26 protein-coding genes are annotated in these 23,371 nt (G+C 65.1%); 14 read left to right on the top strand and 12 right to left on the bottom strand.

Features of this window, described 5'->3' with window-relative positions; genetic code table 11:
- Positions 1-168 precede the first annotated feature (168 nt).
- Entirely contained in the window at positions 169-915 is a 747-nt protein-coding gene (locus BBA01S_RS14015) for a GntR family transcriptional regulator (RefSeq protein ID WP_027817011.1), read from the top strand.
- Positions 916-933: 18 nt separating this feature from the next.
- Here the strand turns inward: BBA01S_RS14015 and BBA01S_RS14010 are convergent, their stop codons facing one another.
- Positions 934-1,149: a hypothetical protein gene (locus tag BBA01S_RS14010; protein WP_027817010.1), complete on the bottom strand. Its 216-nt coding sequence runs from the start codon at positions 1,147-1,149 to the stop codon at positions 934-936.
- A gap of 253 nt (positions 1,150-1,402) precedes the next feature.
- On the opposite strand from BBA01S_RS14010, the gene BBA01S_RS14005 reads away from it, so the two are divergent.
- From BBA01S_RS14005 to BBA01S_RS48645, 3 genes are all read left to right on the top strand, one after another.
- Positions 1,403-1,597: a DUF1653 domain-containing protein gene (locus tag BBA01S_RS14005; protein ID WP_027817009.1), complete on the top strand. Its 195-nt coding sequence runs from the start codon at positions 1,403-1,405 to the stop codon at positions 1,595-1,597.
- A 36-nt stretch (positions 1,598-1,633) separates the two neighbouring features.
- The gene (locus BBA01S_RS14000; RefSeq protein WP_027817008.1) at positions 1,634-1,828 is read left to right on the top strand and encodes a YqaE/Pmp3 family membrane protein; all 195 of its coding nucleotides are present in this window, start codon (positions 1,634-1,636) and stop codon (positions 1,826-1,828) included.
- 288 nt (positions 1,829-2,116) lie between these two features.
- Positions 2,117-2,320, top strand: coding sequence for a hypothetical protein (locus BBA01S_RS48645; protein ID WP_167336013.1), 204 nt, complete (start codon positions 2,117-2,119; stop codon positions 2,318-2,320).
- Between the two features lie 171 nt (positions 2,321-2,491).
- Here BBA01S_RS48645 and BBA01S_RS41185 read toward each other — a convergent pair whose 3' ends face one another.
- Positions 2,492-2,749 (bottom strand): DUF4148 domain-containing protein, encoded by a 258-nt coding sequence (locus BBA01S_RS41185; protein WP_042297089.1) that lies wholly within the window; start codon positions 2,747-2,749, stop codon positions 2,492-2,494.
- 359 nt (positions 2,750-3,108) lie between these two features.
- Between BBA01S_RS41185 and BBA01S_RS13985 the strand changes: the two genes are divergently transcribed.
- Positions 3,109-3,396 (top strand): DUF4148 domain-containing protein, encoded by a 288-nt coding sequence (locus BBA01S_RS13985; protein WP_027817006.1) that lies wholly within the window; start codon positions 3,109-3,111, stop codon positions 3,394-3,396.
- A gap of 82 nt (positions 3,397-3,478) precedes the next feature.
- Here BBA01S_RS13985 and BBA01S_RS13980 read toward each other — a convergent pair whose 3' ends face one another.
- Both BBA01S_RS13980 and BBA01S_RS13975 read right to left on the bottom strand, forming a co-directional pair.
- Positions 3,479-3,820, bottom strand: coding sequence for a 2Fe-2S iron-sulfur cluster-binding protein (locus BBA01S_RS13980; RefSeq protein ID WP_084162141.1), 342 nt, complete (start codon positions 3,818-3,820; stop codon positions 3,479-3,481).
- Between the two features lie 83 nt (positions 3,821-3,903).
- Positions 3,904-5,889, bottom strand: coding sequence for a sigma-54-dependent Fis family transcriptional regulator (locus BBA01S_RS13975; protein WP_156965939.1), 1,986 nt, complete (start codon positions 5,887-5,889; stop codon positions 3,904-3,906).
- Positions 5,890-6,177: 288 nt separating this feature from the next.
- On the opposite strand from BBA01S_RS13975, the gene BBA01S_RS13970 reads away from it, so the two are divergent.
- Together BBA01S_RS13970 and BBA01S_RS13965 are read left to right on the top strand one after the other, a co-directional pair.
- On the top strand, positions 6,178-6,396 hold the full coding sequence (locus tag BBA01S_RS13970; RefSeq protein ID WP_027817003.1) for a DUF2964 family protein: 219 nt from the start codon (positions 6,178-6,180) through the stop codon (positions 6,394-6,396).
- 351 nt (positions 6,397-6,747) lie between these two features.
- Complete coding sequence (locus BBA01S_RS13965; RefSeq protein ID WP_027817002.1) at positions 6,748-7,041, top strand: DUF1488 family protein; 294 nt, start codon at positions 6,748-6,750, stop codon at positions 7,039-7,041.
- A 137-nt stretch (positions 7,042-7,178) separates the two neighbouring features.
- Here BBA01S_RS13965 and BBA01S_RS13960 read toward each other — a convergent pair whose 3' ends face one another.
- A complete protein-coding gene (locus BBA01S_RS13960) occupies positions 7,179-7,712 on the bottom strand; it encodes a cytochrome b (protein ID WP_027817001.1) in 534 nt (177 codons plus the stop codon).
- Positions 7,713-7,905: 193 nt separating this feature from the next.
- On the bottom strand, positions 7,906-9,207 hold the full coding sequence (locus tag BBA01S_RS13955) for an NCS2 family permease (RefSeq protein ID WP_027817000.1): 1,302 nt from the start codon (positions 9,205-9,207) through the stop codon (positions 7,906-7,908).
- Between the two features lie 373 nt (positions 9,208-9,580).
- Between BBA01S_RS13955 and BBA01S_RS13950 the strand changes: the two genes are divergently transcribed.
- Complete coding sequence (locus tag BBA01S_RS13950) at positions 9,581-9,859, top strand: type II toxin-antitoxin system RelE/ParE family toxin (RefSeq protein ID WP_027816999.1); 279 nt, start codon at positions 9,581-9,583, stop codon at positions 9,857-9,859.
- 40 nt (positions 9,860-9,899) lie between these two features.
- The gene (locus BBA01S_RS13945) at positions 9,900-10,211 is read left to right on the top strand and encodes a HigA family addiction module antitoxin (RefSeq protein ID WP_027816998.1); all 312 of its coding nucleotides are present in this window, start codon (positions 9,900-9,902) and stop codon (positions 10,209-10,211) included.
- A 104-nt stretch (positions 10,212-10,315) separates the two neighbouring features.
- Here the strand turns inward: BBA01S_RS13945 and BBA01S_RS13940 are convergent, their stop codons facing one another.
- Positions 10,316-10,579, bottom strand: coding sequence for a DUF4148 domain-containing protein (locus BBA01S_RS13940; RefSeq protein WP_027816997.1), 264 nt, complete (start codon positions 10,577-10,579; stop codon positions 10,316-10,318).
- 92 nt (positions 10,580-10,671) lie between these two features.
- Positions 10,672-11,712, bottom strand: a complete 1,041-nt coding sequence (locus BBA01S_RS13935) for an AraC family transcriptional regulator (RefSeq protein ID WP_027816996.1) — start codon at positions 11,710-11,712, stop codon at positions 10,672-10,674.
- 227 nt (positions 11,713-11,939) lie between these two features.
- Between BBA01S_RS13935 and BBA01S_RS13930 the strand changes: the two genes are divergently transcribed.
- From BBA01S_RS13930 to BBA01S_RS13915, 4 genes are all read left to right on the top strand, one after another.
- Positions 11,940-13,073, top strand: coding sequence for an acyl-CoA dehydrogenase family protein (locus tag BBA01S_RS13930; RefSeq protein ID WP_027816995.1), 1,134 nt, complete (start codon positions 11,940-11,942; stop codon positions 13,071-13,073).
- A gap of 64 nt (positions 13,074-13,137) precedes the next feature.
- Positions 13,138-14,841, top strand: a complete 1,704-nt coding sequence (locus BBA01S_RS13925; protein WP_027816994.1) for an AMP-binding protein — start codon at positions 13,138-13,140, stop codon at positions 14,839-14,841.
- A gap of 19 nt (positions 14,842-14,860) precedes the next feature.
- On the top strand, positions 14,861-15,646 hold the full coding sequence (locus tag BBA01S_RS13920; protein WP_027816993.1) for an enoyl-CoA hydratase: 786 nt from the start codon (positions 14,861-14,863) through the stop codon (positions 15,644-15,646).
- 3 nt (positions 15,647-15,649) lie between these two features.
- Entirely contained in the window at positions 15,650-16,804 is a 1,155-nt protein-coding gene (locus BBA01S_RS13915; RefSeq protein ID WP_027816992.1) for an enoyl-CoA hydratase/isomerase family protein, read from the top strand.
- 21 nt (positions 16,805-16,825) lie between these two features.
- Here BBA01S_RS13915 and BBA01S_RS41180 read toward each other — a convergent pair whose 3' ends face one another.
- Together BBA01S_RS41180 and ppnP are read right to left on the bottom strand one after the other, a co-directional pair.
- Positions 16,826-18,217, bottom strand: a complete 1,392-nt coding sequence (locus BBA01S_RS41180) for a chloride channel protein (RefSeq protein WP_407668310.1) — start codon at positions 18,215-18,217, stop codon at positions 16,826-16,828.
- Positions 18,218-18,416: 199 nt separating this feature from the next.
- On the bottom strand, positions 18,417-18,737 hold the full coding sequence (gene ppnP / locus BBA01S_RS13905) for a pyrimidine/purine nucleoside phosphorylase (protein WP_027816991.1): 321 nt from the start codon (positions 18,735-18,737) through the stop codon (positions 18,417-18,419).
- A 369-nt stretch (positions 18,738-19,106) separates the two neighbouring features.
- On the opposite strand from ppnP, the gene BBA01S_RS13900 reads away from it, so the two are divergent.
- Positions 19,107-21,344, top strand: coding sequence for a TonB-dependent receptor (locus tag BBA01S_RS13900; protein ID WP_027816990.1), 2,238 nt, complete (start codon positions 19,107-19,109; stop codon positions 21,342-21,344).
- A 79-nt stretch (positions 21,345-21,423) separates the two neighbouring features.
- Here BBA01S_RS13900 and BBA01S_RS13895 read toward each other — a convergent pair whose 3' ends face one another.
- Together BBA01S_RS13895 and BBA01S_RS13890 are read right to left on the bottom strand one after the other, a co-directional pair.
- Positions 21,424-22,245, bottom strand: coding sequence for a family 1 encapsulin nanocompartment shell protein (locus tag BBA01S_RS13895; RefSeq protein ID WP_027816989.1), 822 nt, complete (start codon positions 22,243-22,245; stop codon positions 21,424-21,426).
- Positions 22,238-23,314 carry a Dyp-type peroxidase gene (locus BBA01S_RS13890; protein WP_027816988.1) on the bottom strand — a complete coding sequence of 359 codons (1,077 nt, stop codon included), beginning with the start codon at positions 23,312-23,314 and terminating at the stop codon, positions 22,238-22,240. The genes BBA01S_RS13895 and BBA01S_RS13890 overlap by 8 nt, the downstream gene beginning before the upstream one ends.
- Positions 23,315-23,371: the final 57 nt, after the last annotated feature.

Raw genomic sequence — 23,371 nt, 5'->3', positions numbered from 1 at the left:
CGGTCAACCTTCTGAAGCTAATTTGGTTGACCATTATACCGATTGATTGTCAACAATCTGGGTGGCTGGCCGCTATGTCCGCTATAGCGGGAAATGCGTGCCCGACTTGTTACGTGCGTCTGGCGCCCTCGCTACAATGCCGCCTGGTACTTTCTCGTTCATGGTTTCATGGCTTCTTCGACACGCTCCGCTCGCAACGCCTCATCCACGCAAACGCCGCCCGCCGTCGCGAACGACGATGACGACGTCGAAGCGCAGGTCTATGGCTCGATCAATTCGGCGCTGCTGCAAGGCAAGCTCGCGCCGGGGCAGCAGCTGGTCGAGCGCGAACTCGCGGCGGCATTCGGCTGCACGCGCGGCGCGCTGCGCAAGGTGCTGGCGCGGCTGGGCTTCGAAGGCAAGCTGGTGCTGGAGCCGAATCGCGGCGCATTCGTGCCGTCGCCCTCGGAGGAGGATATTCGCGCCGCGTTCCGGGCGCGGCAGGTGGTGGAGGCGGGCGTGGTCGTGAGCCTGTGCGGCGCGCTGGACGCCGGCATGCGCCGCAAGCTCGCCGCGCATGTGCGCAGCGAAAAGAAAGCGCTGCGCGAAGGCCGCGTGGACGAAGCGGTGCGCCTGGCAGGCCAGTTCCATTTGCTGTTGACCGAGCTGGCGGGCGGTGCCGCCTTGGGCGCGGCGCTCGCGCAACTGGTGGCAAAAACGGAGCTTTACAAGGCGCTGTTCGATCCGTCGAAGGCCTCGTCATGCGCAAGCGACGAGCACGCGCGGATCATCGCGGCGCTGGAGGACGGCGAACTGGCCGCGGCCCTCGCGTCCATGCGCGAGCACCTCGACGAAATCGAGGAGCGCATCGTGCGCCAGGCGCGGCTGCGCTCGGGGCACGACTTGAAGGCGGTATTTAGCGCGCTGGCGGTTTGAGCGCCCGCGCGCGAATCTTTAGCTGACTTCCGCGACGCGCCGTTTCAGTTCCTTTGACGCGGCTAGCGGGATACGCGCGTCGTCCCATGTCGCGAGCCATTCGACTTCTTTCGAAGCGAATATCTGGCCGTGATTGCGCAGCGCATATTGCAGCGAATCGATGATGTGATTGCGGATGATCTCGGGCGTAGCGGGATCGTCGAGTACAGTGCGGAAGGCTTCGAGCGTGGCCATCGCGTGGCTCCAGCGAGTGTGACAATGGCCTTAGTTATTGCACGTCAAAATGCAGTGCGCCAGCGCGAAAAAAATAATCGCACGTCAATCATCACCCGATTATGCGTATTTGTTTCGGGATGCGTATTAAAAACAGGTTGCCGGTTGTCCGCGACTTCATGGCGCAGACAGGCCCGTAACACGCCGCACACACGGCATTGCTACACTATCGCCTTATGCAAGACGGTCTTGCGCAATCGATGAGGGAAATACCATGGTGCGTTATCGGCACTACAAGGGCGGGATTTATGAACTCGTTTGCGAGGCGACGCTCGAATCAGATCCGACGGTCACGATGATCGTCTATCGCGCGGCCAATGGCACGATCTGGACGCGCCCGTCGTCCGTGTTCTTCGAACTCGTCGAATTCGAAGGCGCACGCGTGCCGCGCTTCGCGCCCGTCAACTGATTTCTGGTTCGCTACGTCCAAGAGGTTCTGCTCAAGATGCGTCTTCTGATTGCACTTTTCGTTCCCTGGCTGCTGTTTTTCACGATCGGCCGTCCGCTCGCGGGCATCATCTGCCTGATCCTGCAAATCACGCTGATTGGCTGGATTCCCGCTGCCATCTGGGCTGCCTATTCCCTCAGCCAGTATCAAACCGACCGCAAGATCGACCAGGCTTTCGGCCGTCGCGGTTGACGCGCCGTTGAAGGGCGCGGCGCGGTTTCGGTGGTTACATTCGTAATCCACGCTCACAATTCAGCGAGAACTTCATAAAGCTTTCCCTTTCTTACATATAGAAAGGGGAGCACATCATGTTCAGAACAGCGTTGATACTGGGCGCCATCACCCTGCTAGCGGGGTGTGTGGCGCCGGGCTATGGCTATGGATACGGCCAGCCGGGTTATTACGATTACGGCTACGCGCCGGGCTACGCCGCGCCGGCATATGGCAGCGTCAATATTGGCGTCTGGGGCGGTGGCGGCGGTGGTGACCATTGGCACGGCGGCGATCGCGGCAGGCCGTGGAGTGGCGACCGCGGCAACGGCGGCTGGCACGGCGGCGGCGGTCATGGCGGCCCGTGGGGCCCGCCGGGTGGCGGTCACGGTGGAGGTGGAGGAGGCGGCCGCGGCGGTGGTGGCGGTGGCCATGGTGGCGGCGGTCACGGCGGAGGCGGCGGCCGGTAACTGAAACCGATAAGTCTGTAGCGCAAAACAATCAGGCCCGCGGCTCTAACGAGCGGCGGGCCTGATTGCGTTTGGGCGTGAGTTTGGCTGCATTAGGCGCCACAAGCGCAACAAAGGCCGCAAATCTGCGGCCTTTATCAACATCCACTACACCTTCAGACGCTTACTGTCCGGATTACTGACCAGACTGCGAGGTCGTACCCGTCGACGAACCGTAGGCTGTGTTGGCCTTCTCGGCGGCGATCTTCTGCTCAGCTGCCTGGACGTTTTGCGGATAGTGCATCCAGTCGCTCGGATCGTAACCAGCAGCGCGGAGTTGGGCCAGATCGGCGCGGACTTCTGCGCGCGTAAGCGGTTGTTGCGATTGTGCGTACGAAACGGTCGGCACGGCGACCACTGCGGCGAGGAGCGCGGCTCCAAGAAGCGATTTCATTTCCACTACCTCCGATTTCTTTTTTGAGGGGTTCACGCAATGGCGTAACCCATGGCAGCAATGTAGGCGTTCGGAGGCCTAGGGTAAATACTTAGAAAACGAATTCAGTGTTCTCCTGGCGACAACAATCGGTGCGACTAATCGTCTGATTATTTCGCACAGCCAGCCAGCAAAAGGGAAAGATTTGGGGTCATATTGTTGCGCCGTAGCAAATCGATTATTGCGAAATCCGCAACTGGAATTCGCCGACTTCGGCATATATCCGGATCACGGGCTTGCCTAGAATCCAGTCAACGCTCGAACACGCGCATCGCGATGCAGCATGCCGGGCGATTCCAACAATTCCGGAGGTCACCATCATGAAGTCGCTGATTCAAGCTGTCGTTATCGCCGCCGCCTGCGCTGCTCCGCTGGCCGCTTTCGCCCAGGCCGACCAGGGCCTGACGCGCGAGCAGGTGCGCGCCCAGCTCGTCGAGTTCCAGCAAACGAGCCGTAACCAGAACGTCGTCGCCGCAGGCACGGGCGCGGCCGTCACCCAGGGCGACAGCGCCTACGGTGGCGTGAGCACCGCGTCGGCAGCCGGCGCAGGTTACGTCTCCGAAGCGGCCCGCCGTGGCCCGCAGTCGGTGTACTTCGGCGGCCAATAAGACTGCCCTGCGGACGTCCAGCGGCCGCATGCAATAAAGAACGGCCCGCGATCCTGGATCGCGGGCCGTTTTGTTTTCCGGCTCAGGAAAGTTCGGCGTCAGGCACGTCCAGCACGAGATCCGTGCGCGCGACGGCCACGCAGGTCAGCACGTAGCCTTCGGCTTTTTCCTCGCGCGACAGGCCCGGCCACTCGATCGTGTAGCGGATCTCGCCGCTCACGATGCGGCACAGGCAGGTGCGGCAGGTGCCGTTGCGGCACAGGCGCGGCAGGCGCACGCCCGCAAAGCTGGCGGCTTCGAGCAGGGTGAGTTCGGGCGGCGCTTTGAATTCGCAGCCGAGCGGCTCCACGCGCACGACGGGCACGACGGGCACATGGGCTTCGGCGTGGTCGGTTGGGGCGTGTTCGGGGGCGTCGGAGTTCATGGGCGGGCGGTTCGGCAAGGCGTCGCCGCGAAGCTTAACCTGGCGGCGACGCCGCCGTACCGCCCAGCGCTAGCCATTGCCCGTTATCTGCGCCGCAAATGCCGATACACCGTGTTGCGCGCCAGCCCCAACTCGCGCGCCGCCGCCGACACGTTGCCGCCGTGGCGCGAGAGCGTGTCGTCGATCAGGCGCGCCTGCCAGTCGGCGAGGCGCGCTGGCGATGTATCCGTCGCCGGCAAATCGACAGAATGCGGATCGGCGGCCAGGTCGGATGCTTCGTCGTCGTGGGGAAGGTCGCAATCGTCGAGCAGGTCTTCGGGCAAATGCGCGAGTTCGATGGCGTCTTCGCCCTCGGCCATGATCGCGGCGGTGCGCAGCACGTTGGCCAGTTGGCGCAGGTTGCCGGGCCAGCGGCAACGCTTGAAGCAGGCGCGCACGTCAGGTGCGATGCGCGCGGGCGCTTCGGGAATTTCTCGGCGCACGAGCGTCAGCACGCGCGCGACGAGCGCGTCGAGATCGGTACGCCCGGCCAGCGGCGGCAGCGTCACGGCCAGCCCGTTGATGCGGTAATAGAGATCCTCGCGGAAGGTGCCTTCGGCGATCATCGCGCGCAGGTCGCGGTGCGTCGCGCAGACGATGCGCAGGTCGACAGGCACCGCACGCGTCCCGCCCAGCGGCATTACGGCGCGCTCCTGCAGCACGCGCATGAGCCTGACCTGCTGCGCGAGCGGCATGTCGCCGATTTCATCGAGAAAGAGCGTGCCGCCGTGCGCCTGCTGGATCTTGCCGGGGCTGCCGCGCCGTTTCGCGCCGGTGAACGCGCCGTCTTCGTAGCCGAACAGTTCGGCTTCGATCAGCGAATCGGGCAGCGCCGCGCAGTTGAGCGCGATGAAGGGCGCGTCGCGACGCGGCGAATCCTGATGCAGCGCCCGCGCGAGCCATTCCTTGCCGGTGCCGGTGCGGCCCAGCACGAGCACGGCGATGTCACGGCCGCGCACGCGCGCGACGCGTTCGAGCACGGCGGTCATGCGCGCGTCGCCGGTATCGAGATCGGCGAAGGTCGGCTGCCAGTTGGCCGAGGCCGGGCGCGCGGGTTTGGCTTCGCTGCGCGTGCTGCTGGTGGACGACGGCGGCGCGGGCCACGCGGGCTGCGCGCGCGTGATGGTCGCGCCCGGCGTGCCCTGCGCGACCACGCGAACGCCGCTCGGCAGCGTGAGCGTGAGGGGCGTCCCCGGATTGGCATGCGCCTGCATGAGCCGCTGCAGAAAGGACGCGAACGACACGCCGAACAACGCGTCGAAGCCGCGCTGCTGCAACGTCGCGAGCGGTGCGCCGAACTGGAACAGCGCGCTGCGGTTCGCGCACAGCAGCGTGCCGTCGGGCGCGAATGCCGCGAGTCCTTCGTACAGCGTACCGATGAACTCCGCGCGAGCGTGAAACTGCAGGCGCACCGCATCGGCAAATTCGGTGTTGAACAGATGGTTCTCGATCATCTGCGCCGACATGCGCACCAGCGCGAGCGTGTGCTTGTGAAAGCCGTGCGACTCGCCGCTTACGTCGAGCGCGCCCAGCGTGCGGCCCCACGGATCGGCGATCGGCGCGCACGAGCAGGTGAGGATGTGGTTCGCGCGCAGGAAGTGCTCGCCAGCGTGGATTGTGGTCGGCTGGCCTTCGACCAGCGCCGTGCCGATCGCGTTAGTACCGCGGTCGCGTTCGGCCCACGACACGCCGGGGCGCAGCGCCACGCGGCGCGCTTTCTCGACGAAATCGGTGTCGCCCAGGCTGTGCAGGATCACGCCGTTGCGATCGGTGAGCAGCACCATGCTTTCGGTATCGACGATCTGCGCATGCAGCGCGTCCATCACGGGCCGCGCCTGATGATAGAGCGCATGGTTCGCGTCGATCAGGCCGCGCAGGTCGGCGGCGGCGAGCGCATCGAACTCGGGTGTCGCGCTTGTACGCAGGCCGAGCGAACGCGAGCGTGCATGCGCCTGGGCGATCGCGTCCGCGCGGGCCGCGTCGGGGGGCTTGACGGTGACGGATGGGCGTCGGGTCACGCGTGTCTCCATGTTCTCGCCGGCTGGACGATTGCGCCGCTGCGTTGCAGCATGGCCTTCGTGCGCCGGGCAGGTATTCGGCCCATGGTACAGGAAGCCTCGCGCGTGCTGCATTCGGGCAATTGCTGGCCAATTACTGGCCGGACGCGGCGCGAAGCGCGCGCGAGCCTGTAACTACGGCTTGCCTTTCCGCGCGCGGGTGCCAGGATGAAGACAGGGGCGCGCAACGGCGCCCCGGCGGCGGCGCAACAGGTGGTACGGGGTTTCCAGGGCCGTCGCGGCTCCCTTGTGGAGTGCATCATGGTTCAAGGCGAATTGAGGATCCTGCTGGCGGTCATCGCCGTGTTTGCCGTGCTGGCCGGTCTTGCGCTAGCCATCCACGGCTTGCTGTTCGACGTACAGACCTACGTGGATTACGGCATGGCGATCGTGGCGGGCGGCATCGCCGCTTTCGTCGCGATGCTGACGGTTCACCCCAGGGACGTCGAAATCGAACATCACCGGCATCGCGAATCCTGAGCTGCGCACGCGGTCGCCGCAGCTTCGGCGACGCTGCACTGCGTCATGAATGGTGGGGCGATAACGCGCGAGTTGGCGCTGTGACAGCGCTTGCGCGCGCGACATCAACAATCGCCGTCACCTCAGCGACACCCCAGCACGCGCTAAAAAACAGGGCCGCGAAGAACATTTCGGGCGTGTGACAAAGTCGACCTTGCCAGCCGCGCGAAGTGTCCTAAAGTGAATCAAATCGACCGCCGTAACGGATTCGCGAAGCGAGACGTGCGGCGGTCGACGTTTTGAACCGCGTGCATGCCGAGGAGGTGCATCGAAGGCGCGGCCCCGCTCACTCTCAACCCTAAGGCGAATCCCATGCAGATCCTGTTTCCGAACGAGGCCCCTGAATACTCGGGGCGCGAACTGACTCTGGCGTTCCCAGCAATGATCGATGGCGAGAGGGTGGAGTGCACGATCACGGCGGCGGCACTGGAGGATCATTTCGGCGCGGCATCGCCGCGTGCAGAGGATGTGCTCGACGCCTTCGACCATCATCGTGAGCGCATCGAGGCGGTCGCGCGCCGCCTGCTGTCCGAAACGCGTGCGCAGTGCCTGACGCTGCGCAGCGGTTACGTGCGCTTTGTGCAGGCGCACGGCGTGGCGTCCTGATTTCCGGCGCTGCTTGATCCGGCTGTTGTTCGGCTGATAACCGGCTGTATCCGGTTGTCTTCGGCCGAACTGGCCTGCTATGCCCCGCAATGCTTCTGGCGCTGCGGGGCTTTTGCTTTGCTGGCGAACGAATTCGCTTACATCATCCGGCGCAGCGTGTTGTCGCGCAGGAACACATGATGCGCGATGGCCGCGAGCGCATGAATGCCAATCACCCAATAAAACACGTTGCCAATCAGCTCGTGCGCGTCCTTGATGAGCTGGCGCGCGAGCGGATCCGGCCCGACCAGCACGATCTGCAGATCGAGGCCCGGGAGCGTGACCGGATGGCCGCCCGTGTTGATCGTCAAAATGCCGAGCAGCGGCTGCACGAAGATAAACAGATAGAGCGCCAGATGCACGATGCGCGAAAGAAACGTGAGCACGAGGTTCGAGTCGATCTCGTGCGGCGCGCCATGCCATAGCCTCCAGAGCAGGCGCAGCACGGCCAGCGCGAGCACCGCCGTGCCGGCGCAGAAGTGCACGGTGCTCCAGAGCGCGCGGCTGTCCGAACCCTTCGGGCCGCGTATTTCGATCGCCAGATAGGCAAGCGCGACCAGCAGAAAGATCGCCCAGTGGAAGAAGATGGCGGGCTTCGAATAGCGTTCGGCGGTGGCGGGGAAAGTGGCCACTATGCGGCTCCTTTGGCTCGGCGGCGTGATTGTGGGGGCGTGAAGTCTTCGCATGATAAGGAGTGCGCGCCGCGCTGTGCGCAAGCATGGCCGGAATCTTGACCTCGCTCGCGCTGCAAACGAAAACGGGCGGCCCGCAGGCCGCCCGTTTTTGCACCGGATCGTTCAGTCCGATCCGAAAGCGTCTTGAAGCTTAGCCGCCGCCCAGATAGAAATAGCGGAACAGGAACACCGCAGCGATGATCCAGACGATCAGGCGCACCTGACGCGCGCGGCCCGTCAGCAGCTTCAGGCCGGCATACGAGATGAAGCCGAACGCGACGCCATTGGCGATCGAGTACGTGAACGGCATGGCCAGCGCGGTGAGCGCGGCGGGCACGACTTCGGTGGCGTCGTCCCAGGGCAGGTCGGCGAGTTCGCGCAGCATCAGGCACGACACGTACAGCAGCGCCGGTGCGGTCGCATAGGCGGGCACCACGCCAGCCAGCGGGGCGATGAACAGGCACGCAAGGAACAGCACGGCGACGGTCAGCGCCGTCACGCCGGTGCGGCCGCCCGCCTGCACGCCCGAGGCGCTTTCGATGTACGCCGTGGTCGACGAAGTGCCGAGCACCGAGCCCGCGAGAATCGCGGTGCTGTCAGCCAGCAGGGCGCGGTTCAGGCGATGCATCTTGCCGTGCACGAGCAGGCCCGCGCGGTTCGCGACGCCCATCAGCGTGCCGGTCGCATCGAACAGTTCGACGAGGAAGAACACCAGCACCACGTTCAGGATGCCGCCCGAGAGCGCGCCCTTGATGTCGAGCTGACCGAAGGTCGGCGCAATCGACGGCGGGGCCGCGAAGATGCCGTGGAACTGGTTGCCGCCGAAGAAGAACGACAGGACGGTGACGCCCACAATGCCGATCAGGATCGCGCCGCGCACCTTCAGCACGTCGAGCGTGACGATCGCGAAGAAGCCGATGATCGACAGGATCGTGTGCGGATCGTGCAGGTTGCCGAGCTCGACGAGCGTAGCTGGGCTGCCGACGATCACGCCCGAAGTCTTGAGCGAGATGATCGCGAGGAACAGGCCGATACCCGAGGTGATCGCCACCCGCAGCGAATGCGGAATCCCGTTGATGATGGCCTCGCGCACGCGCAGCAGCGTGACGACGAAGAACAGGCAGCCCGAGATGAACACGGCGCCGAGCGCGGCTTGCCACGTGAAGCCCATGCCCTTGACGACGGCGTAGGCGAAGTACGCGTTCAGGCCCATGCCGGGCGCGAGCGCGATCGGATAGTTCGCGTAGAGGCCCATGACGATCGACGCCAGCGCCGCGACGAGGCAGGTGGCGACGAAGACGGCTTCCTTGGGCATGCCGGCATCGCCGAGAATCGACGGATTCACGAAGATGATGTAGGCCATCGTGAGGAAGGTCGTGAAACCGGCGAGGACTTCGGTGCGCAGGTTGGTACCTGCTTCCTCGAAGCCGAAATAGCGTTTGATGGCGTCCATGAAGATCGGGCCCTTGAGAATCGAGCGGTTGATTTGTTGTTGGAAGCGGCGTTGGCAGGCGGCCTGCGGAAGGCGTCGCGCAGGCCGGGTCACGCCGCTACGGGCGGGATTGTAAACAATTGTCCGGCGTGAACAGAAATGGCGCGGCGAACGTGGGGGCGGGGCAACGGTTTTTTTGGGGGGAAACAGCCGAAGGCGGGCTCGAGGCGCACGGGGGCAAGTATGAGGATCAATGCTCTCGGCGCGGGGGCGACGAATAATGGGGGAGGCGTGTGTGGGTGGTGAGGAATGAAGATTCCCCGGTCACGAAGCGAGTGAACACCGTCGATGCACAGTGTACAATTTGACAGCGTGAGCGAGCGACAACATACCCATGATCAAATCGTTCAAACACAAGGGTGTGCGGCAGTTTTTCACGACCGGATCGGTGACAGGAATTCAGGCTTCACACAAGAAGCGCTTGCAGCAATTGCTGGGTGTGCTCGATCGGGCAAAGTCACAGCGTGATATGGCCCTCCCCGGGTTCGATCTTCACCCTCTGAGAGGAAATGAAACGGGTGTCTGGTCTGTGTCGGTCAATAGAAACTGGCGGCTGACGTTCGAGTTTGACGACGGGGATGCCATTCTCGTCGACTATCGCGATTACCACTGAGCTGACGCAGATTCCCCTCGAAGCCATGGTGAGGAAAGCTATGACCAGAATGTTTAATCCGCCGCATCCCGCGGCAATTCTTCGCGAATCAGTGTTGCCTGCGCTTGGGTTGAGCGTGACGGAGGCGGCTGATCAACTCGGCATTTCGCGCGGGATGCTTTCCCGGGTCTTGAATGAGCGCGCGGGTATTTCGCCGGAAATGGCGCTTCGCATCGAGCAATGGCTTGGCGAGGAGCGCGGCGGGCGCGCCGAACTCTGGCTGGGCATGCAGATGGAATATGACCTGTGGCAGGCCAGACAGCACGCACCGAAGAAAGTCAGGCGTGCGCCCACCGAGGTTGTCGCTGCGTGACCCGCCGCAACCCAAAACAAACAAGGCGGCAGCCCCGACCCGCCTGACAACCCGGATCGACGCTCCCGCCCGTGGCGTTGCGCCCGTACAGCTAGAAAAAGCGTTTATTGCATCGGCTGCGGCATGCTGCCGTTGGCGTGTGCCGCGCGGCGTGCGGCGACGATTGCGCCGGCGCGCTGGGCGTTTTCGGGGTAGTCGATCCAGTCGAGCGGATCGTAGCCCGCCGCGCGCCATTCCGCGAGGTCGGCGCGCACCTGGGCGCGCGTCATCGGCGCCGAGGGGTCGTACGGCTGCGCGACTGCCGAGACCGACGCCACGCAGCAGGCCGCTGCGAATACGCCAAGCGCGATACGTGAAAGGGAAGTCATGACACGGCCTTTCGTCTAAGGGATAACCCTTAAAAGTATATGCGCTATCTCGTAAACCGAAAGGTAAGCTTGGGAAAGAAATCGTTGTCGAATCAACGTGCTTTCGCCGCCGCGCGCTCGCGCGCCTGGCGGTACTCGGTCGGACGCAGCCCTGTCCATTTGCGGAAGGCGCGATGAAATGCGCTTGGCTCCGCGAAGCCCACCGCCGCAGCGACGTCGGCAATCGGGCGTGAGGCATCCTGCAAGGCCGCGACGGCCAGGTCGCGGCGCAGTTCGTCCTTGATCGACTGGCAGCTAAGGCCTTCCTGATGCAGGCGTCGGCGCAACGTTGCGGGGGCGACATTCAGGCGTTGTGCGATGGTGTCGGCGTCCGGCCAGGCCTGGGCGGGCAGCGCGCGCAGCGTGCGCCGCACGCGCGCCGCGAACGAGCCGGGATTGCGATATTTCACGACGAAGTTGCCAGGCGCGTTGCGCAGAAACGCCCGCGCCGAAGCCGCCGTCTGGATCACGGGCAGGTCGAGAAACGCGGGCGCGAGCTCGAACCATGACTCGTCCTGATCGAAGGCGATGTCGTCGCAGATCATCGTCTGGTATTCCTGCGCCGCGGCGGGAGCGGGACAGCGAAACCGCGCGCCGATCACCGGAATGCGCCGCCCCACCAGCCAGCTCAGCAGCCCGTAGACGAGGATGAACCAGGTCGCGTAGGCGAACATTGCCGGCGTCGGCGTGCCCGCGCGATGGCGCAGCGCGATGCGCACGCGCGTGGCGTCGATGTCGATTTCGCCCGCGAGGTCGTCGAGCACGAGGCGCATGAAGTGCACCGCGCGCTGCAGCGCCTGGCGGCCGGTGCGCGCGCCCAGCGCGGCGTGCGTCATGGCGATGAAGCTGCCGCTTTTCATCGCGTGCGAGTCCTGGCCGAAAAACTCGTCGTCGAGCGCGCGGGCAATGCCCGCCCAGAGCGCGCCATATTGCGCGGCGCTCACGCGCGTCTGGGCGTCGATGGCGATGCCCGCCGCCTGCGCAACCGGCGTCACGTCCAGCCCGCGAGCACGCGCGAGAGCGATCGTTTCATGCACGAGGCTCATGGCGATCGTGCCTTTTTCGCTCACTTTGCTGGTTTTCCCTGGCTGCATGAAGAGCCCTGCGGGGCGGTTGTCGAAGCCTCCATGGTAAATCAGCTCAGACTTTTTGAGCGTGGCGGGCATAGGATGCGGGCGCGCTCATGCCTACACTTTTCAGGAGCCTTGCGGCAAGAACCGCGCCGCGCGACAGTGACGGAAAGGCATTAAATTCGGCATCAAATTCGGCAGCAAATTCGCCAGCGGATTTGCCAGCCAGGCGAGCCAGGAAGGAGACAACGATGGACGAGTTCTACACCGACGATCAGCGCATGATCCGCGACGCCGCGCGCGATTTCGCGAGCGAGCGTCTCGCGCCCAACGCCGCACAATGGGATCGCGACGGCAAGCTGCCCGACGAGGTCGTCGCGCAACTGGGCGAGCTGGGTTTTCTCGGCATGATCGTGCCGCAGGAGCAGGGCGGCTCCTATACCGATTACGTGGCCTACGCGCTCGCGATGGAGGAAATCGCGGCGGGCTGCGCCTCGTGCGCAACGCTCGTGAGCGTGCACAACTCCGTGGGCTGCGGCCCGATTCTCCAGTACGGCAGCGACGCGCAAAAAGACCGCTGGCTGGCGAAGCTCGCGAGCGGCGAGATGATCGGTGCGTTTTGCCTGACCGAGCCGCAAGCGGGCTCCGAGGCCAACAATCTGCGCACGCGCGCCGAACTGCGCGACGGCAAGTGGGTGCTCAACGGCAACAAGCAGTTCGTGACCAACGGCTCGCGCGCGAGCCTCGCGATCGTGTTCGCCGTGACCGATGCCGATGCGGGCAAGCGCGGCCTGTCGGCTTTCGTCGTGCCGACCGACACGCCCGGTTTCAACGTCGGGCCGCCCGAAAAGAAAATGGGCATTCGCGCGTCGGACACCTGCCCGATCTCGCTCGTCGATTGCGCGATTCCCGAGGCGAACCTGCTCGGCCAGCGCGGCGAAGGGCTCAAGATCGCGCTGTCGAACCTGGAGGGCGGCCGCATTGGCATCGCGGCGCAGGCGCTTGGCATTGCGCGCGCCGCGTTCGATGCGGCGCGCACGTATGCGCACGAGCGTGTGCAGTTCGGCGAGGCGATCATCGGCCACCAGAGCGTGGCGAACATGCTGGCGGACATGCACACGCGCATCAACGCAGCGCGCCACCTGGTGCACCACGCGGCGCGGCTGCGTTCGCTCGGCAAGCCGTGTCTCTCGGAGGCTTCGCAGGCCAAGCTCTACGCCTCCGAAATGGCCGAGGAAGTCTGCTCGCACGCGATCCAGATTCACGGCGGCTACGGCTTCCTGAACGACTATCCGGTGGAGCGCCATTACCGCGACGCACGCATCACGCAGATTTACGAAGGCACGAGCGAAGTGCAGCGCATCGTGATTGCGCGCCAGCTATAAAGTAAGGAAGGATTGCGAATCAAATAAAAAGCGCACAAAGGCGCATACATTGGAGACATCGGCGATGAATAGCTTCACCCCTGGCGCGCAAGCCTTCATCGATGCGCGCGACCTGCTGCACCGCTACCGCACCGACTACGATCGCGCCTACGCGGAATTCGCATGGCCGCAGCTCGATACGTTCAACTGGGCGCTCGATTATTTCGACGTGATTGCGCGCGGCAACGACCAGCCGGCGCTCTGGATCGTCGACGACCTTGCGCACGGCGGCACGAAGTATTCGTATGCGCAGATGTCGGAGCGCTCGTCGCGCATGGCGAATTTCCTGCGCGAACAGGGCGTGGGGCGCGGCGACCGTCTGCTGCTGATGCTGCCGAACCGCGTCGAACTCTGGGACGTCATGCTGGCGGCGATGAAGCTGGGCGCGGTGGTATTGCCTGCGACCACGCAACTCTCGCCGGATGACGTGCGCGAGCGCGTGGAAGCGGGCGGCGCGCGTTTCGTCGTGGTCGATGCCGCCGAACTCGCGAAATTCGATGCGCTGGACGCGAACGTGAAGCGCATCGCGGTAGGCGCGTCGCGCGAAGGCTGGATCGATCTTTCGCAGGCCTATGAATCGAGCGTGGATTTCAAGCCAGATGGCCCCACGCGCGCCACCGATCCACTGCTGCTGTACTTTACGTCGGGCACGACCTCAAAGCCCAAGCTCGTCGAACACACGCATCAGAGCTATCCGGTAGGCCATCTCTCGACGATGTACTGGATCGGCCTCATGCCTGGCGACGTTCACTGGAACATCAGCTCGCCGGGTTGGGCCAAGCACGCGTGGAGCTGCTTCTTCGCGCCGTGGAATGCGCAGGCCTGCGTGTTCGTCTACAACTACGCGCGCTTCGTCCCGAAGGACACGCTCGCCGCGCTCGTGCAGTGCGGCGTGACCACGCTGTGCGCGCCGCCCACGGTCTGGCGCATGCTCGTGCAGGAGCCGCTGGCGAGCCACGCGGTGAAGCTGCGTGAGATCGTCGGCGCGGGCGAACCGCTCAATCCCGAGATCATCGAACGCGTGCGCCACGCGTGGGGCATCACGATCCGCGACGGCTACGGCCAGACCGAAACCACCTGCCAGATCGGCAATTCGCCGGGACAGCCCGTGGTGGCCGGATCGATGGGGCGGCCGCTGCCGGGCTATCGCGTCGAACTCGTCGATCCCGACGACCAGCCCGTGACCGAAGGCGAAATCGCGTTGCCGCTCGCGCAGCGCCCGCTCGGCCTGATGACGGGCTACGCGAACAACGCGAAGGCCAGCGAATACGCCACGCGCAACGGCTATTACCACACATCCGACGTGGCGCTGCGCCGCGATGACGGCTATTTCGTCTACGTAGGCCGCGCCGATGACGTGTTCAAGTCGTCCGACTATCGGCTGAGCCCGTTCGAACTCGAAAGCGTGCTGATCGAACACGAAGCGATCGCCGAAGCCGCTGTCGTGCCAAGCCCCGACGAGCTGCGCCTTTCGGTGCCCAAGGCATTCGTGATCGTGCGCCAGGGCTATGAGGCCGGCCCGGATCTCGCGCGCGAAGTGTTCCGCTTCTCGCGCGAAAAACTCGCGCCGTACAAGCGCATTCGCCGCCTGCAGTTCAGCGATTTGCCGAAGACGATCTCCGGCAAGATCCGCCGCGTCGAGCTGCGTCGCCGTGAAATGGAGCGCACGGAGGAACCGGCGCGCCAGCCCGACGAATACTGGGAAGAGGATTTCCCCGAGCTGCGATGACATCCAGACGGAGTCCGAAATGATCGAATTCGAGTACGTTCACGGCGGCGCGGTGGCGCTCATCACGCTTGCGCGCCCGCCCGTGAACGCCTTTACCGTCGATGGCCTGCGCCAGCTTCAGCAGGTGATCGAAGCCTTCAATCGCGAGGCGCAGGTGCGCGCCATCGTCATCACCGGGCAGGGGCCGAAGTTCTTCAGCGCGGGCGCCGACCTCAACGCCTTCGCAGACGGCAATCGCGAGGTGGCGCGCGAAGCGGCCAACGCATTCGGCGCGGCGTTCGAGACCCTGCAGAACGCGCGCGCCGTAGTGATCGCGGCGATCAATGGCTATGCGATGGGCGGCGGCCTGGAGTGCGCGCTGGCCTGCGATATCCGCGTGGCCGAAGACCATGCGCAATTGGCGTTGCCGGAGCCTGCCGTCGGTCTGTTGCCGTGTGGCTGCGGGACGCAGACGCTGCCCTGGCTCGTCGGCGAAGGTTGGGCCAAGCGCATCATCCTGACCGGCGAGCGCGTGGACGCCGCCACGGCGCTGCGCATCGGCCTCGTCGAGGAAGTGGTGCCGCAAGGCGGCGCGCGCGAAGCGGCGCTCGTCATGGCCGCGCGCGTCGCCACGCTCAGCCCGCAGGCGGTGACGTCGAGCAAAACCCTCATTCATCAGGCGCGCAACGGCGTGCCGCGCAGCGCGGCGCTGGCGGTCGAGCGCGAGCGCATGCTCGACCTGTTCGATTCGCCCAATCAGCGCGAAGGCGTCAATGCGTTCCTGGAGAAGCGCAAGCCGCACTGGCATTTTGAAACGGAGAACTAAGGAATGAATGCAATACCCGCTTCCACGCAGGCACAGGCGCAGCCCGAAGGCGATGTGCTGTTTCGCGTGGTCAACCGCGTCGCGATCGTCACGCTGAACCGTCCCGCCGCGCTCAATGCGCTGTCGCACGCGATGGTGCGCGAGATCGCCGTGCTGCTCGAACGCGTGCGCCGCGACGACGCCATCGTCGCGCTCGTGCTGGAAGGCGCGGGGCCGAAAGGCTTCTGCGCGGGCGGCGACGTGCGTGCAATCGACCGGCTGGCGCGTGCGGGCGAGCGGCTGGGCGACGATGGCTGGCAGCAGTTCTTCGTCGATGAATACCGGCTCGACTATGCGCTGCACACGTTCGACAAGCCGCTTGTCGCGCTGCTCGACGGCGTGACGATGGGCGGCGGCATGGGGCTGGGCCAGGCGGCGGCGCTGCGCGTGGCGACCTCGCGCACGAAGATCGCCATGCCGGAGACGCGCATCGGCTTGCTGCCCGATGTGGGCGCGACCCACTTCCTTGCGAGGATGCCGGTGGAGATGGCGCTGTACGTCGGGCTCACGGGCGCGATGCTGAACGGCGCGGACGCGCTGCACTGCAATCTGGCCGATGTTTGCGTGCCAGGAGAGTGGCTCGACGGATACGAAGCGCGGCTCGCGCAGACGCATTTCGACGGCAATGTGCGCGACTCGCTGCGGCGCGTGTTCGATGCGCCGTGCCAGGACGCCCAGGCGAACGCAAGCGCGTTGAGCCAGCACGCTGCGCTGATCGCAACGCACTTCAATCGCCGCGCGCGCGTGTTCGAGATCGTCGCTTCGCTGCGCGCCGCGCTGGAGAACACGCCGTCCGAAGCGGATCGCGCCTGGCTCGAAGCCACGCTGGAAGCGCTCACGCACTATTCGCCGACGATGCTCGAAGTCACCCGCGAAGCGCTGCTGCGCGGGCGCCAGATGACGCTCGCGGAGAGCTTCCGCATGGAACTCGGGATCGTTGCGCGCGCAATCGAAGAGGGCGACTTCTGCGAAGGCGTGCGCGCGCATCTCATCGACAAGGATCGCAAGCCGCGCTGGGCGCCTGCGACGCTCGCCGAAGTGCGCGACGAGCGTGTGCAGCAGTTTCTTTGCTCGCCGTGGCGCGGCCAGGCGCATCCGCTTGCGGATCTGGGCGCGTGATTGGACGTGACGTTTGAGGCGTCAGTCCGACGCCTCGCGTGTTGCCGTCGGGTCGCGCAGGGCGGCGAGTCGGCGCTGGCGCTCCTCGCCGGACAGCTTGCCTGCTGGAGTGCCGCGCGTGGGCCGCTTCGCCCGCGCGAGCAGCCGCAGCGTCGCGACCGATCCGGCGATGGCCAGCAGCATCGGAATCGCCAGATCGTGGTTCACGTGCGTGAACTCCAGCATCAGCACCGTGGCGGTCAGCGGCATCTGCATCGATGAGGCGAGAAACGCCGCCGCGCCCACGATGGCGAATGCGCCTGCCGACAGTCCCGGCCACACCAGATTGACGAGGCCCGCGATCACGATGGCGAGCAGCGCGCCATTCGTGAGGCCCGGCGTGAGCAGGCCGCCTTTGGCCCCGGCGCGCAACGTCGTCGTGGTGATGAGCACCTTGAGTACCAGCAGCGTCGCGGCAAGCCCAATGCCCAGGCCATCGTCGAAGCTCAAGCCCGCCGGCCCCTTGCCGTTGCCGAGCAACTGCGGAAACCAGATCGCCAGCACGCCGATCGCCGCGAAGTTCACCACCGAATACACCGGCAAGCGCCAGTCTTTGGGCGAGGCATCGCGTGCGCGACTCGTTATGCGCGTGAAAGCGTGCGCCGCCGCGCCGAACAGCGGCCCGCACAGCACTGACCACACCACGAGCTGCGCATTGATCGTATAAGCGGGCACGTGATACTGCTGCTCGTCGCCCAGGCCGATCCACGCGACCACGGCAGCAATCGCCGAGGTCGTGATCGCCGGCACCGCCGCCGACCAGCCGAACGTGCCCAGCAGCACTTCGAGCACGAACACCGCACCGCCCAGCGGCACGTTGTACACGGCGGCAAGGCCCGCGCCCGCGCCGCACGCGATCATCACGCGGCGTTCGGCGGCAGTCAGGCCGGTGCGGCGCGCGAGCCAGCTTGCGATCACGGCGCCGATTTCGCGCGGTGCGACTTCGCGTCCGAGCGGCGAGCCCATCGCCACGGTCACGATCTGCAGGAGCGCATGCACGACGGTCGACAGCATCGGCATGCGCGGGCCGCCTGGCTTGAGCGCCGCGTTGATGCTCACGAGCGCGCGCCCGTAACGATACAGCGCCCACCATCCCGCGCCGCCGATCACCCCGCACGCGGCCAGCACGGCCACGCGCCGCCACGGTGCGGTGCCCGTCACGCCCTCCAGAAAGCTCTCGTTGCCGATCAGATGCGCCTGGCTGTAGCCGTAGGCGAAGTGCTGGATCGCGTGCAGCAGCAGCGCGAGCAGCATGCCGCCGAGTCCCGCGCCGATGCCGGTGAGCACGGTCACCACGGCGAGCGTGACGAGCGGGCTGCGCGCGGGCGGGCGTTCGGTGTCGGGACGGGCGCGGGGGCGCGGAGCGGGATCGATGGGCAGCACGGCAGGGGGAAGGAAGAGATACGAGGGGGCGGGAAATACGGCGTTTATTGTAGCGATGGCGCTTTGCGGGCGCGCCCGGGCTGCGATGCAGGTGGCAGACGTTGTAGACGTTGCGGGCGCAGCAAAGAAAACGCCCGCCGCGCGCAAGGCACGGCGGGCGCTCGATGCGAAGCCCGTAGGCCCGATGCGCTTACAGGTAGCTGCAAACGTAGTCGAGCGTCTCGGTCACTTCGATATCGAAGCGGCTCTTGCCCGGCACCGAGAACGACTCGCCCGCGCCGTAGCTCTTCCACTCGTCGCTGCCGTCCAGGCGGATGCGGCACTTGCCGGCCTGCACTTCCATCAGCTCGGGCGCGTCGGTGCCGAAGTTCAGCTGGCACGGCAGGATCACGCCGAGCGTCTTGCGGCTGCCGTCGGCGAACAGCACGGTGTGCGACACGCACTTGCCGTCGAAATAGACGTTGGCGCGCTTGATAACGGAAACCTGGTCGAATTGTGCTGCTGCCGTCATGGCGGTCTTCCTCTGGGTCGTTCGTGAATGGATGCGTTCGCGCCGCTGCGAGCGTTGTCCGGCTGGCCGCGCGCCCGGTGCGAGAGCGCCATCATACCGGCCCGAAGGCGCGCAGCGTAGCGCTCAATATCGTCGGGCGACGAGCGGGCAACGGTGAAAGCCCGCCGTCGAATACCGTCATTCTGTCAGCGAAATCCTACAAATCGCATATTCAGTGTTTACATGACTATGACGAGTAATTACAATTGCTGAAGCGAATGAGAAACATTCGCATTCTCAAAAAACGACAACACCCAGCATTTCCTGGCGCGGTGGACGCGTAATGTCCCGTGGCGCACAGGCGTGCGCCTTCGATCAAACCGCTCAACCATGTCCGTCATCTTCCCGACGCGGATGCGCACAGTCGCGTCCGTAGCAGCCCTGTATTGCTCCGGTTTCTTCGCTACTCAAGCGGCCCACGCCCAGGCCGCGCCTGCCGTGCCGGCCTCGTCGAGCGCTGCCGCTGCAGCAGCCGACGCCACGCTGCCTGCCGTCAAGATCAGCTCGTCGGCGCCGTCCGAGATGCAGACCAAGTCGCTGTCCTCGTACAAGTTCACCTCGCCGCTCATCGACACGCCGCGCTCGGTCACGGTGATTCCGCAGGAAGTGCTCAAGCAGAAGAACGTCTCGACCTTCGAGGACGCGCTGCGCACGGTGCCCGGCATCACCTTCCTGGGCGGCGACGCGGCGGCAAATCCGTCGGCGGATCGTCCGGTGATTCGCGGCTTCGAATCGCGCAACTCGATTTTCGTGGACGGCATGCGCGACTCGGGCGTGCAGAACCGCGAGACCTTCGACGTCGAGAACATCAGCGTCGTGAAGGGCCCGGACTCGGTCTACGCGGGGCGCGGCTCGGTGGGCGGCAGCATCGACATCACCACCAAGACGCCGACGGCCGATAACTTCATCAACGGCAGCGTCGGGCTGGGCACGGACAGCTTCCGCCGCGCGACCATCGACTGGAACCAGAAGATCGACGACACCAGCGCGTTCCGCCTGAACGTGATGGGCCACGATTCCGATGTGGCGGGCCGCACCAATGTCTACAGCAAGCGCTGGGGCGTGGCGCCGTCGATCGCGTTCGGCTTGAACTCGCCGACCACGGTGACGCTGAGCTATTACCACCTGAACACCTACGACATGCCGGACTTCAGCGTGCCGTTCCGTTCGACGGGCGGCACGCCGATTTCGAGCAATCGCAGCCAGTTTTACGGCCTGAATTCGCGCGACTATCGCCGCGGCCAGAACGACACCGGCGAAATCAAGGTCGAGCACCGCATCAACGACGCGTGGAAGATCAAGAACACGACGATGTTCGGCCGCTCGACGCTCGACTACATCGCGACCAATCCGCAGCTGACCAGCGCGACCTCGAACATCCTGAGCCTGCAGGCCAAGAGCGGCAAGTACGCGACCAACAGCGTGTCGAACCAGACCGAGGCGAACGGCAAGTTCGATCTCTACGGCATGCGCCACACGCTCACGGCAGGCGTGGAATTCAGCCACGAGCAGGATCTCTACGAAGGTTATCTCGTGACCGATTCGGCGGGTAACAATATCCGCTCGGGCGGCCCGTGCTCGATCGCGTACAACTGCACGACGGTCAACGGCTGGAACCCGAACAATCCCTGGACGGGCAGCATCCTGCTCAACGGCGACAAGAGCTTCCCGGGGCCGGCGACGCGCACGCGCACGAATATCGCGTCGGCGTATCTGTTCGACAGCGTGCAACTGTCGGATCGCTGGATCTTCAATGCGGGCATGCGCTTCGACCGCTATGACGTGAACGCGCAGCAGCAGGGCGTCGCCGACCTGAGCAATACGTCGAACCTGTTCAGCTATCAATTCGGCCTGGTTTTCAAGCCGGTTCATACGGTGAGCCTGTACGCGTCGTACGGCACGTCGTCGAACCCGCCGGGTGCGAACTCGGGCCTTGGCGGCGGCACCGACCAGCTCACGGCAACCAACCAGAATCTCGCGCCGGAGCGCTCGCGCAATATCGAAGTGGGCGCGAAGTGGGACGTGCTCGACCAGCGCCTGTCGCTGACCACGGCGCTGTTCCAGACCGACAAGACCAACGCGCGCGTGAGCGACGGCCTGGGCGGCACGATCAACGCGGGCTCGCAACGCGTGCGCGGTTTCGAGTTCGGCTTCGCGGGCAATGTGACGAACAAGTGGGCGGTGTTCGGCGGTTACTCGTACCTGGATGCGATCACGACCAACGCGGGCCCGACCGCGCCGCAGAATTCGGGCTTGCCGATGGTGATGGTGCCCAAGCACAACTTCACGCTGTGGACGAGCTACGACGTGCTGCCGAAGCTCACGCTGGGCGCGGGCGCGACGGTGTCGAGCCTGACCTATGCGTCGGTGTCGTCGACTTCGCGCAAGTGGACGCCGGGCTATGCGCGTTTCGATGCGTCGGCGACGTGGCGCGTCTCGAAGAAGATCGATTTGCAGCTCAACGTGAACAATATCTTCGACAAGGAGTACTACCAGAGCGCGTACCCGATCTACGCAACGTGGGCGCCGGGTCGCTCGGCAGTCGTGACGCTGAATTTTTATCAGTGATGGCTTGAACGGCTGGTGAATGAAAAGGGGCGCTCGATTGAGCGCCCCTTTTTTTCATGCGATGCGAACCACGTCAGGCTTATTTGGCCTTCGCGTCTTCGACCTCGCCCGCGACCGACACCGAAGCCTCGGCCGTCAGCATCATGAACGTGAAGCTCTCCTGCAGGTAAAGACGCACGCTCTTGTCGTCATGCGACGAATAACCGATCGACACGTCCTGGCCCAGATGGAACGCAAAGTCGCCGCCGCGCGTGCTCACAATCGCGCCGCCGTCGATCGCCGGCGCCCAGATGATCTCGCCGTTCACGAGGCGGCGAATGTGTTCGAGAATCGGATAGCCCTGGTCGCTTGCTTCGCTCACCGCCGTGTACGCATCCGAACCCAGCAGCACCGCATACGGGCCATCCACGCCCTGCAAGCGCAGTTGTTCGAGCGCACGCGCGATCACCGCGGGGTAATCGGCGATATCGGCGGGCAGATGCAGCGTCGGATTCGACGTGCCTTCGCGGATACCCGTGATCTGTGCGGCCTTGTAGCCGTCGAAGATCGCGCGGTCTTCGGCGAATGCAAGGCGCGTGGCCGCGTCCTTGGCGGGCTGCCAGTCGGAGTCGTCCGCGCCGCGCTCGACGTCGTCGATGGCGTCGCGAGAAAGCTCGAACGGCACGCGCAGCTCGACCAGCGCCTTCACTTCGCGCTGGCGCGCGCGGATACCGTCGAACGGCGCTTCGATGCCGTTCTGGTGGCCCGTGCCGACGCCGGCCAGGTCCGAGCCGCCAGGGCCGTTCACGTCCACGACGCGGCGGCCCGCGAGCGAGCGCTTGAAGGTGCGTGCGACTTCTTCTTCGATCTGCGACCACGCCGCCGTGGAAATAGGCGCGAGTTCGCGATGGAGATTATTCATACCGGGGTGCTCCTTTAAGGGATCCGATGGCGAGCGAGCCGTCTGCGGAAACTGCAGCGGCAGGCTCGGATTCAGTCTGTTTATGGTTATCGACGGCGATGGTGGGCGCGGCCCCCGGCACACGGTCTGCGAGCGCTTCGAGCAGCGGCTGCGAAGGCACGAAGAACAGGCCGCCGGTCACGGCGCGGCTGAAGTCCAGCAGGCGGTCGTAGTTGCCCGGCGGCAGGCCGACGAACATGTTTTCCAGCATCTGTTCGATGGGCTGCGGATCGCGCGCGTAGCCGATGAAGTAGGTGCCGAATTCGCCCTGGCCCGGACGGCCGAACGGCATGTTGTCGCGCAGGATCTTGATTTCGTTGCCTTCGGCGTCGTCGAGCGTGGTCAGCGAGCTGTGCGACCAGCTCGGCTTCACGTCTTCGTCGAGTTCGATGTCCTGCAGCTTGGTGCGGCCGATGATGTGTTCCTGCGCTTCCACGGGCAGCGCGTTCCAGCCTTTCATGTCGTGCAGGTACTTCTGCACCAGCACGTAGCTGCCGCCCGCGAACTCGGGGTCTTCGTCCTGGATCACCGTGAAATGCACGGCTTCGTCGCCCTCGGGGTTTTCCGTGCCGTCGACGAAACCGATCATCGCGCGCATGTCGAAGTTACGGAAACCGTGGACTTCATCCACGGTGACGACGGCGTCTTCCAGGCGCTTCATCAGTTGCGTGGCGAGTTCGAAGCACAGGTCGGTCTGGTCGGCGCGAATGTGCATGATCAGGTCGCCCGGCGTGGCGATGGCCTTGCGCTCGCCCGAGCCGAATTCGCGGAACGGATGCAGGCCCGCGGGGCGCGGCTCGCCGAACAGCTTGTCCCAGGCGTCTGAAGAAAAGCCCACGACGCACGAAAGGTTGCCGCCCGGCACGCGCTTGCCGACCGCGCGCACGAGATTGGCGACGTCGGCGCACCAGGCGCGCACGGCGGCGCGGCTCGTGGCATCTTCGTTGATGGTGGCGACGATAAAAAAGGCGCTGCGCGTGACGGCGCTGGAGACGGACTGCGGTTCCTGCGTGAGTGAGGCCGGCGTCATGATGTGGGGTATCGCTCGATTAGTCTGCTGCGGGTTTGTGGCGCGTTGCTTGTTGTC

Source organism: Paraburkholderia bannensis NBRC 103871, assembly GCF_000685015.1.
Classification (GTDB): Bacteria; Pseudomonadota; Gammaproteobacteria; order Burkholderiales; family Burkholderiaceae; genus Paraburkholderia; species Paraburkholderia bannensis.
The sequence above is the reverse complement of the archived record's forward strand: the minus strand, read 5'-3'. Positions and strand labels throughout refer to the sequence as shown.

What these genes read in the sequence shown, in the direction of transcription:
- BBA01S_RS13915 (WP_027816992.1), top strand. Translation starts at nt 15,650, where the DNA reads ATGAATGCAATACCCGCTTCCACGCAGGCACAGGCGCAGCCCGAAGGC.
- BBA01S_RS13950 (WP_027816999.1), top strand. Translation starts at nt 9,581, where the DNA reads ATGATCAAATCGTTCAAACACAAGGGTGTGCGGCAGTTTTTCACGACC.
- BBA01S_RS13985 (WP_027817006.1), top strand. Translation starts at nt 3,109, where the DNA reads ATGAAGTCGCTGATTCAAGCTGTCGTTATCGCCGCCGCCTGCGCTGCT.
- BBA01S_RS41185 (WP_042297089.1), bottom strand. Translation starts at nt 2,749, where the DNA reads ATGAAATCGCTTCTTGGAGCCGCGCTCCTCGCCGCAGTGGTCGCCGTG.
- BBA01S_RS13980 (WP_084162141.1), bottom strand. Translation starts at nt 3,820, where the DNA reads ATGAACTCCGACGCCCCCGAACACGCCCCAACCGACCACGCCGAAGCC.
- BBA01S_RS13965 (WP_027817002.1), top strand. Translation starts at nt 6,748, where the DNA reads ATGCAGATCCTGTTTCCGAACGAGGCCCCTGAATACTCGGGGCGCGAA.
- BBA01S_RS13975 (WP_156965939.1), bottom strand. Translation starts at nt 5,889, where the DNA reads ATGGAGACACGCGTGACCCGACGCCCATCCGTCACCGTCAAGCCCCCC.
- BBA01S_RS13925 (WP_027816994.1), top strand. Translation starts at nt 13,138, where the DNA reads ATGAATAGCTTCACCCCTGGCGCGCAAGCCTTCATCGATGCGCGCGAC.
- BBA01S_RS13900 (WP_027816990.1), top strand. Translation starts at nt 19,107, where the DNA reads ATGTCCGTCATCTTCCCGACGCGGATGCGCACAGTCGCGTCCGTAGCA.
- BBA01S_RS13955 (WP_027817000.1), bottom strand. Translation starts at nt 9,207, where the DNA reads ATGGACGCCATCAAACGCTATTTCGGCTTCGAGGAAGCAGGTACCAAC.
- BBA01S_RS13895 (WP_027816989.1), bottom strand. Translation starts at nt 22,245, where the DNA reads ATGAATAATCTCCATCGCGAACTCGCGCCTATTTCCACGGCGGCGTGG.
- BBA01S_RS13935 (WP_027816996.1), bottom strand. Translation starts at nt 11,712, where the DNA reads ATGCAGCCAGGGAAAACCAGCAAAGTGAGCGAAAAAGGCACGATCGCC.
- BBA01S_RS13890 (WP_027816988.1), bottom strand. Translation starts at nt 23,314, where the DNA reads ATGACGCCGGCCTCACTCACGCAGGAACCGCAGTCCGTCTCCAGCGCC.
- BBA01S_RS14010 (WP_027817010.1), bottom strand. Translation starts at nt 1,149, where the DNA reads ATGGCCACGCTCGAAGCCTTCCGCACTGTACTCGACGATCCCGCTACG.
- ppnP (WP_027816991.1), bottom strand. Translation starts at nt 18,737, where the DNA reads ATGACGGCAGCAGCACAATTCGACCAGGTTTCCGTTATCAAGCGCGCC.
- BBA01S_RS13970 (WP_027817003.1), top strand. Translation starts at nt 6,178, where the DNA reads ATGGTTCAAGGCGAATTGAGGATCCTGCTGGCGGTCATCGCCGTGTTT.
- BBA01S_RS13920 (WP_027816993.1), top strand. Translation starts at nt 14,861, where the DNA reads ATGATCGAATTCGAGTACGTTCACGGCGGCGCGGTGGCGCTCATCACG.
- BBA01S_RS13940 (WP_027816997.1), bottom strand. Translation starts at nt 10,579, where the DNA reads ATGACTTCCCTTTCACGTATCGCGCTTGGCGTATTCGCAGCGGCCTGC.
- BBA01S_RS14000 (WP_027817008.1), top strand. Translation starts at nt 1,634, where the DNA reads ATGCGTCTTCTGATTGCACTTTTCGTTCCCTGGCTGCTGTTTTTCACG.
- BBA01S_RS13930 (WP_027816995.1), top strand. Translation starts at nt 11,940, where the DNA reads ATGGACGAGTTCTACACCGACGATCAGCGCATGATCCGCGACGCCGCG.
- BBA01S_RS13945 (WP_027816998.1), top strand. Translation starts at nt 9,900, where the DNA reads ATGACCAGAATGTTTAATCCGCCGCATCCCGCGGCAATTCTTCGCGAA.
- BBA01S_RS14015 (WP_027817011.1), top strand. Translation starts at nt 169, where the DNA reads ATGGCTTCTTCGACACGCTCCGCTCGCAACGCCTCATCCACGCAAACG.
- BBA01S_RS14005 (WP_027817009.1), top strand. Translation starts at nt 1,403, where the DNA reads ATGGTGCGTTATCGGCACTACAAGGGCGGGATTTATGAACTCGTTTGC.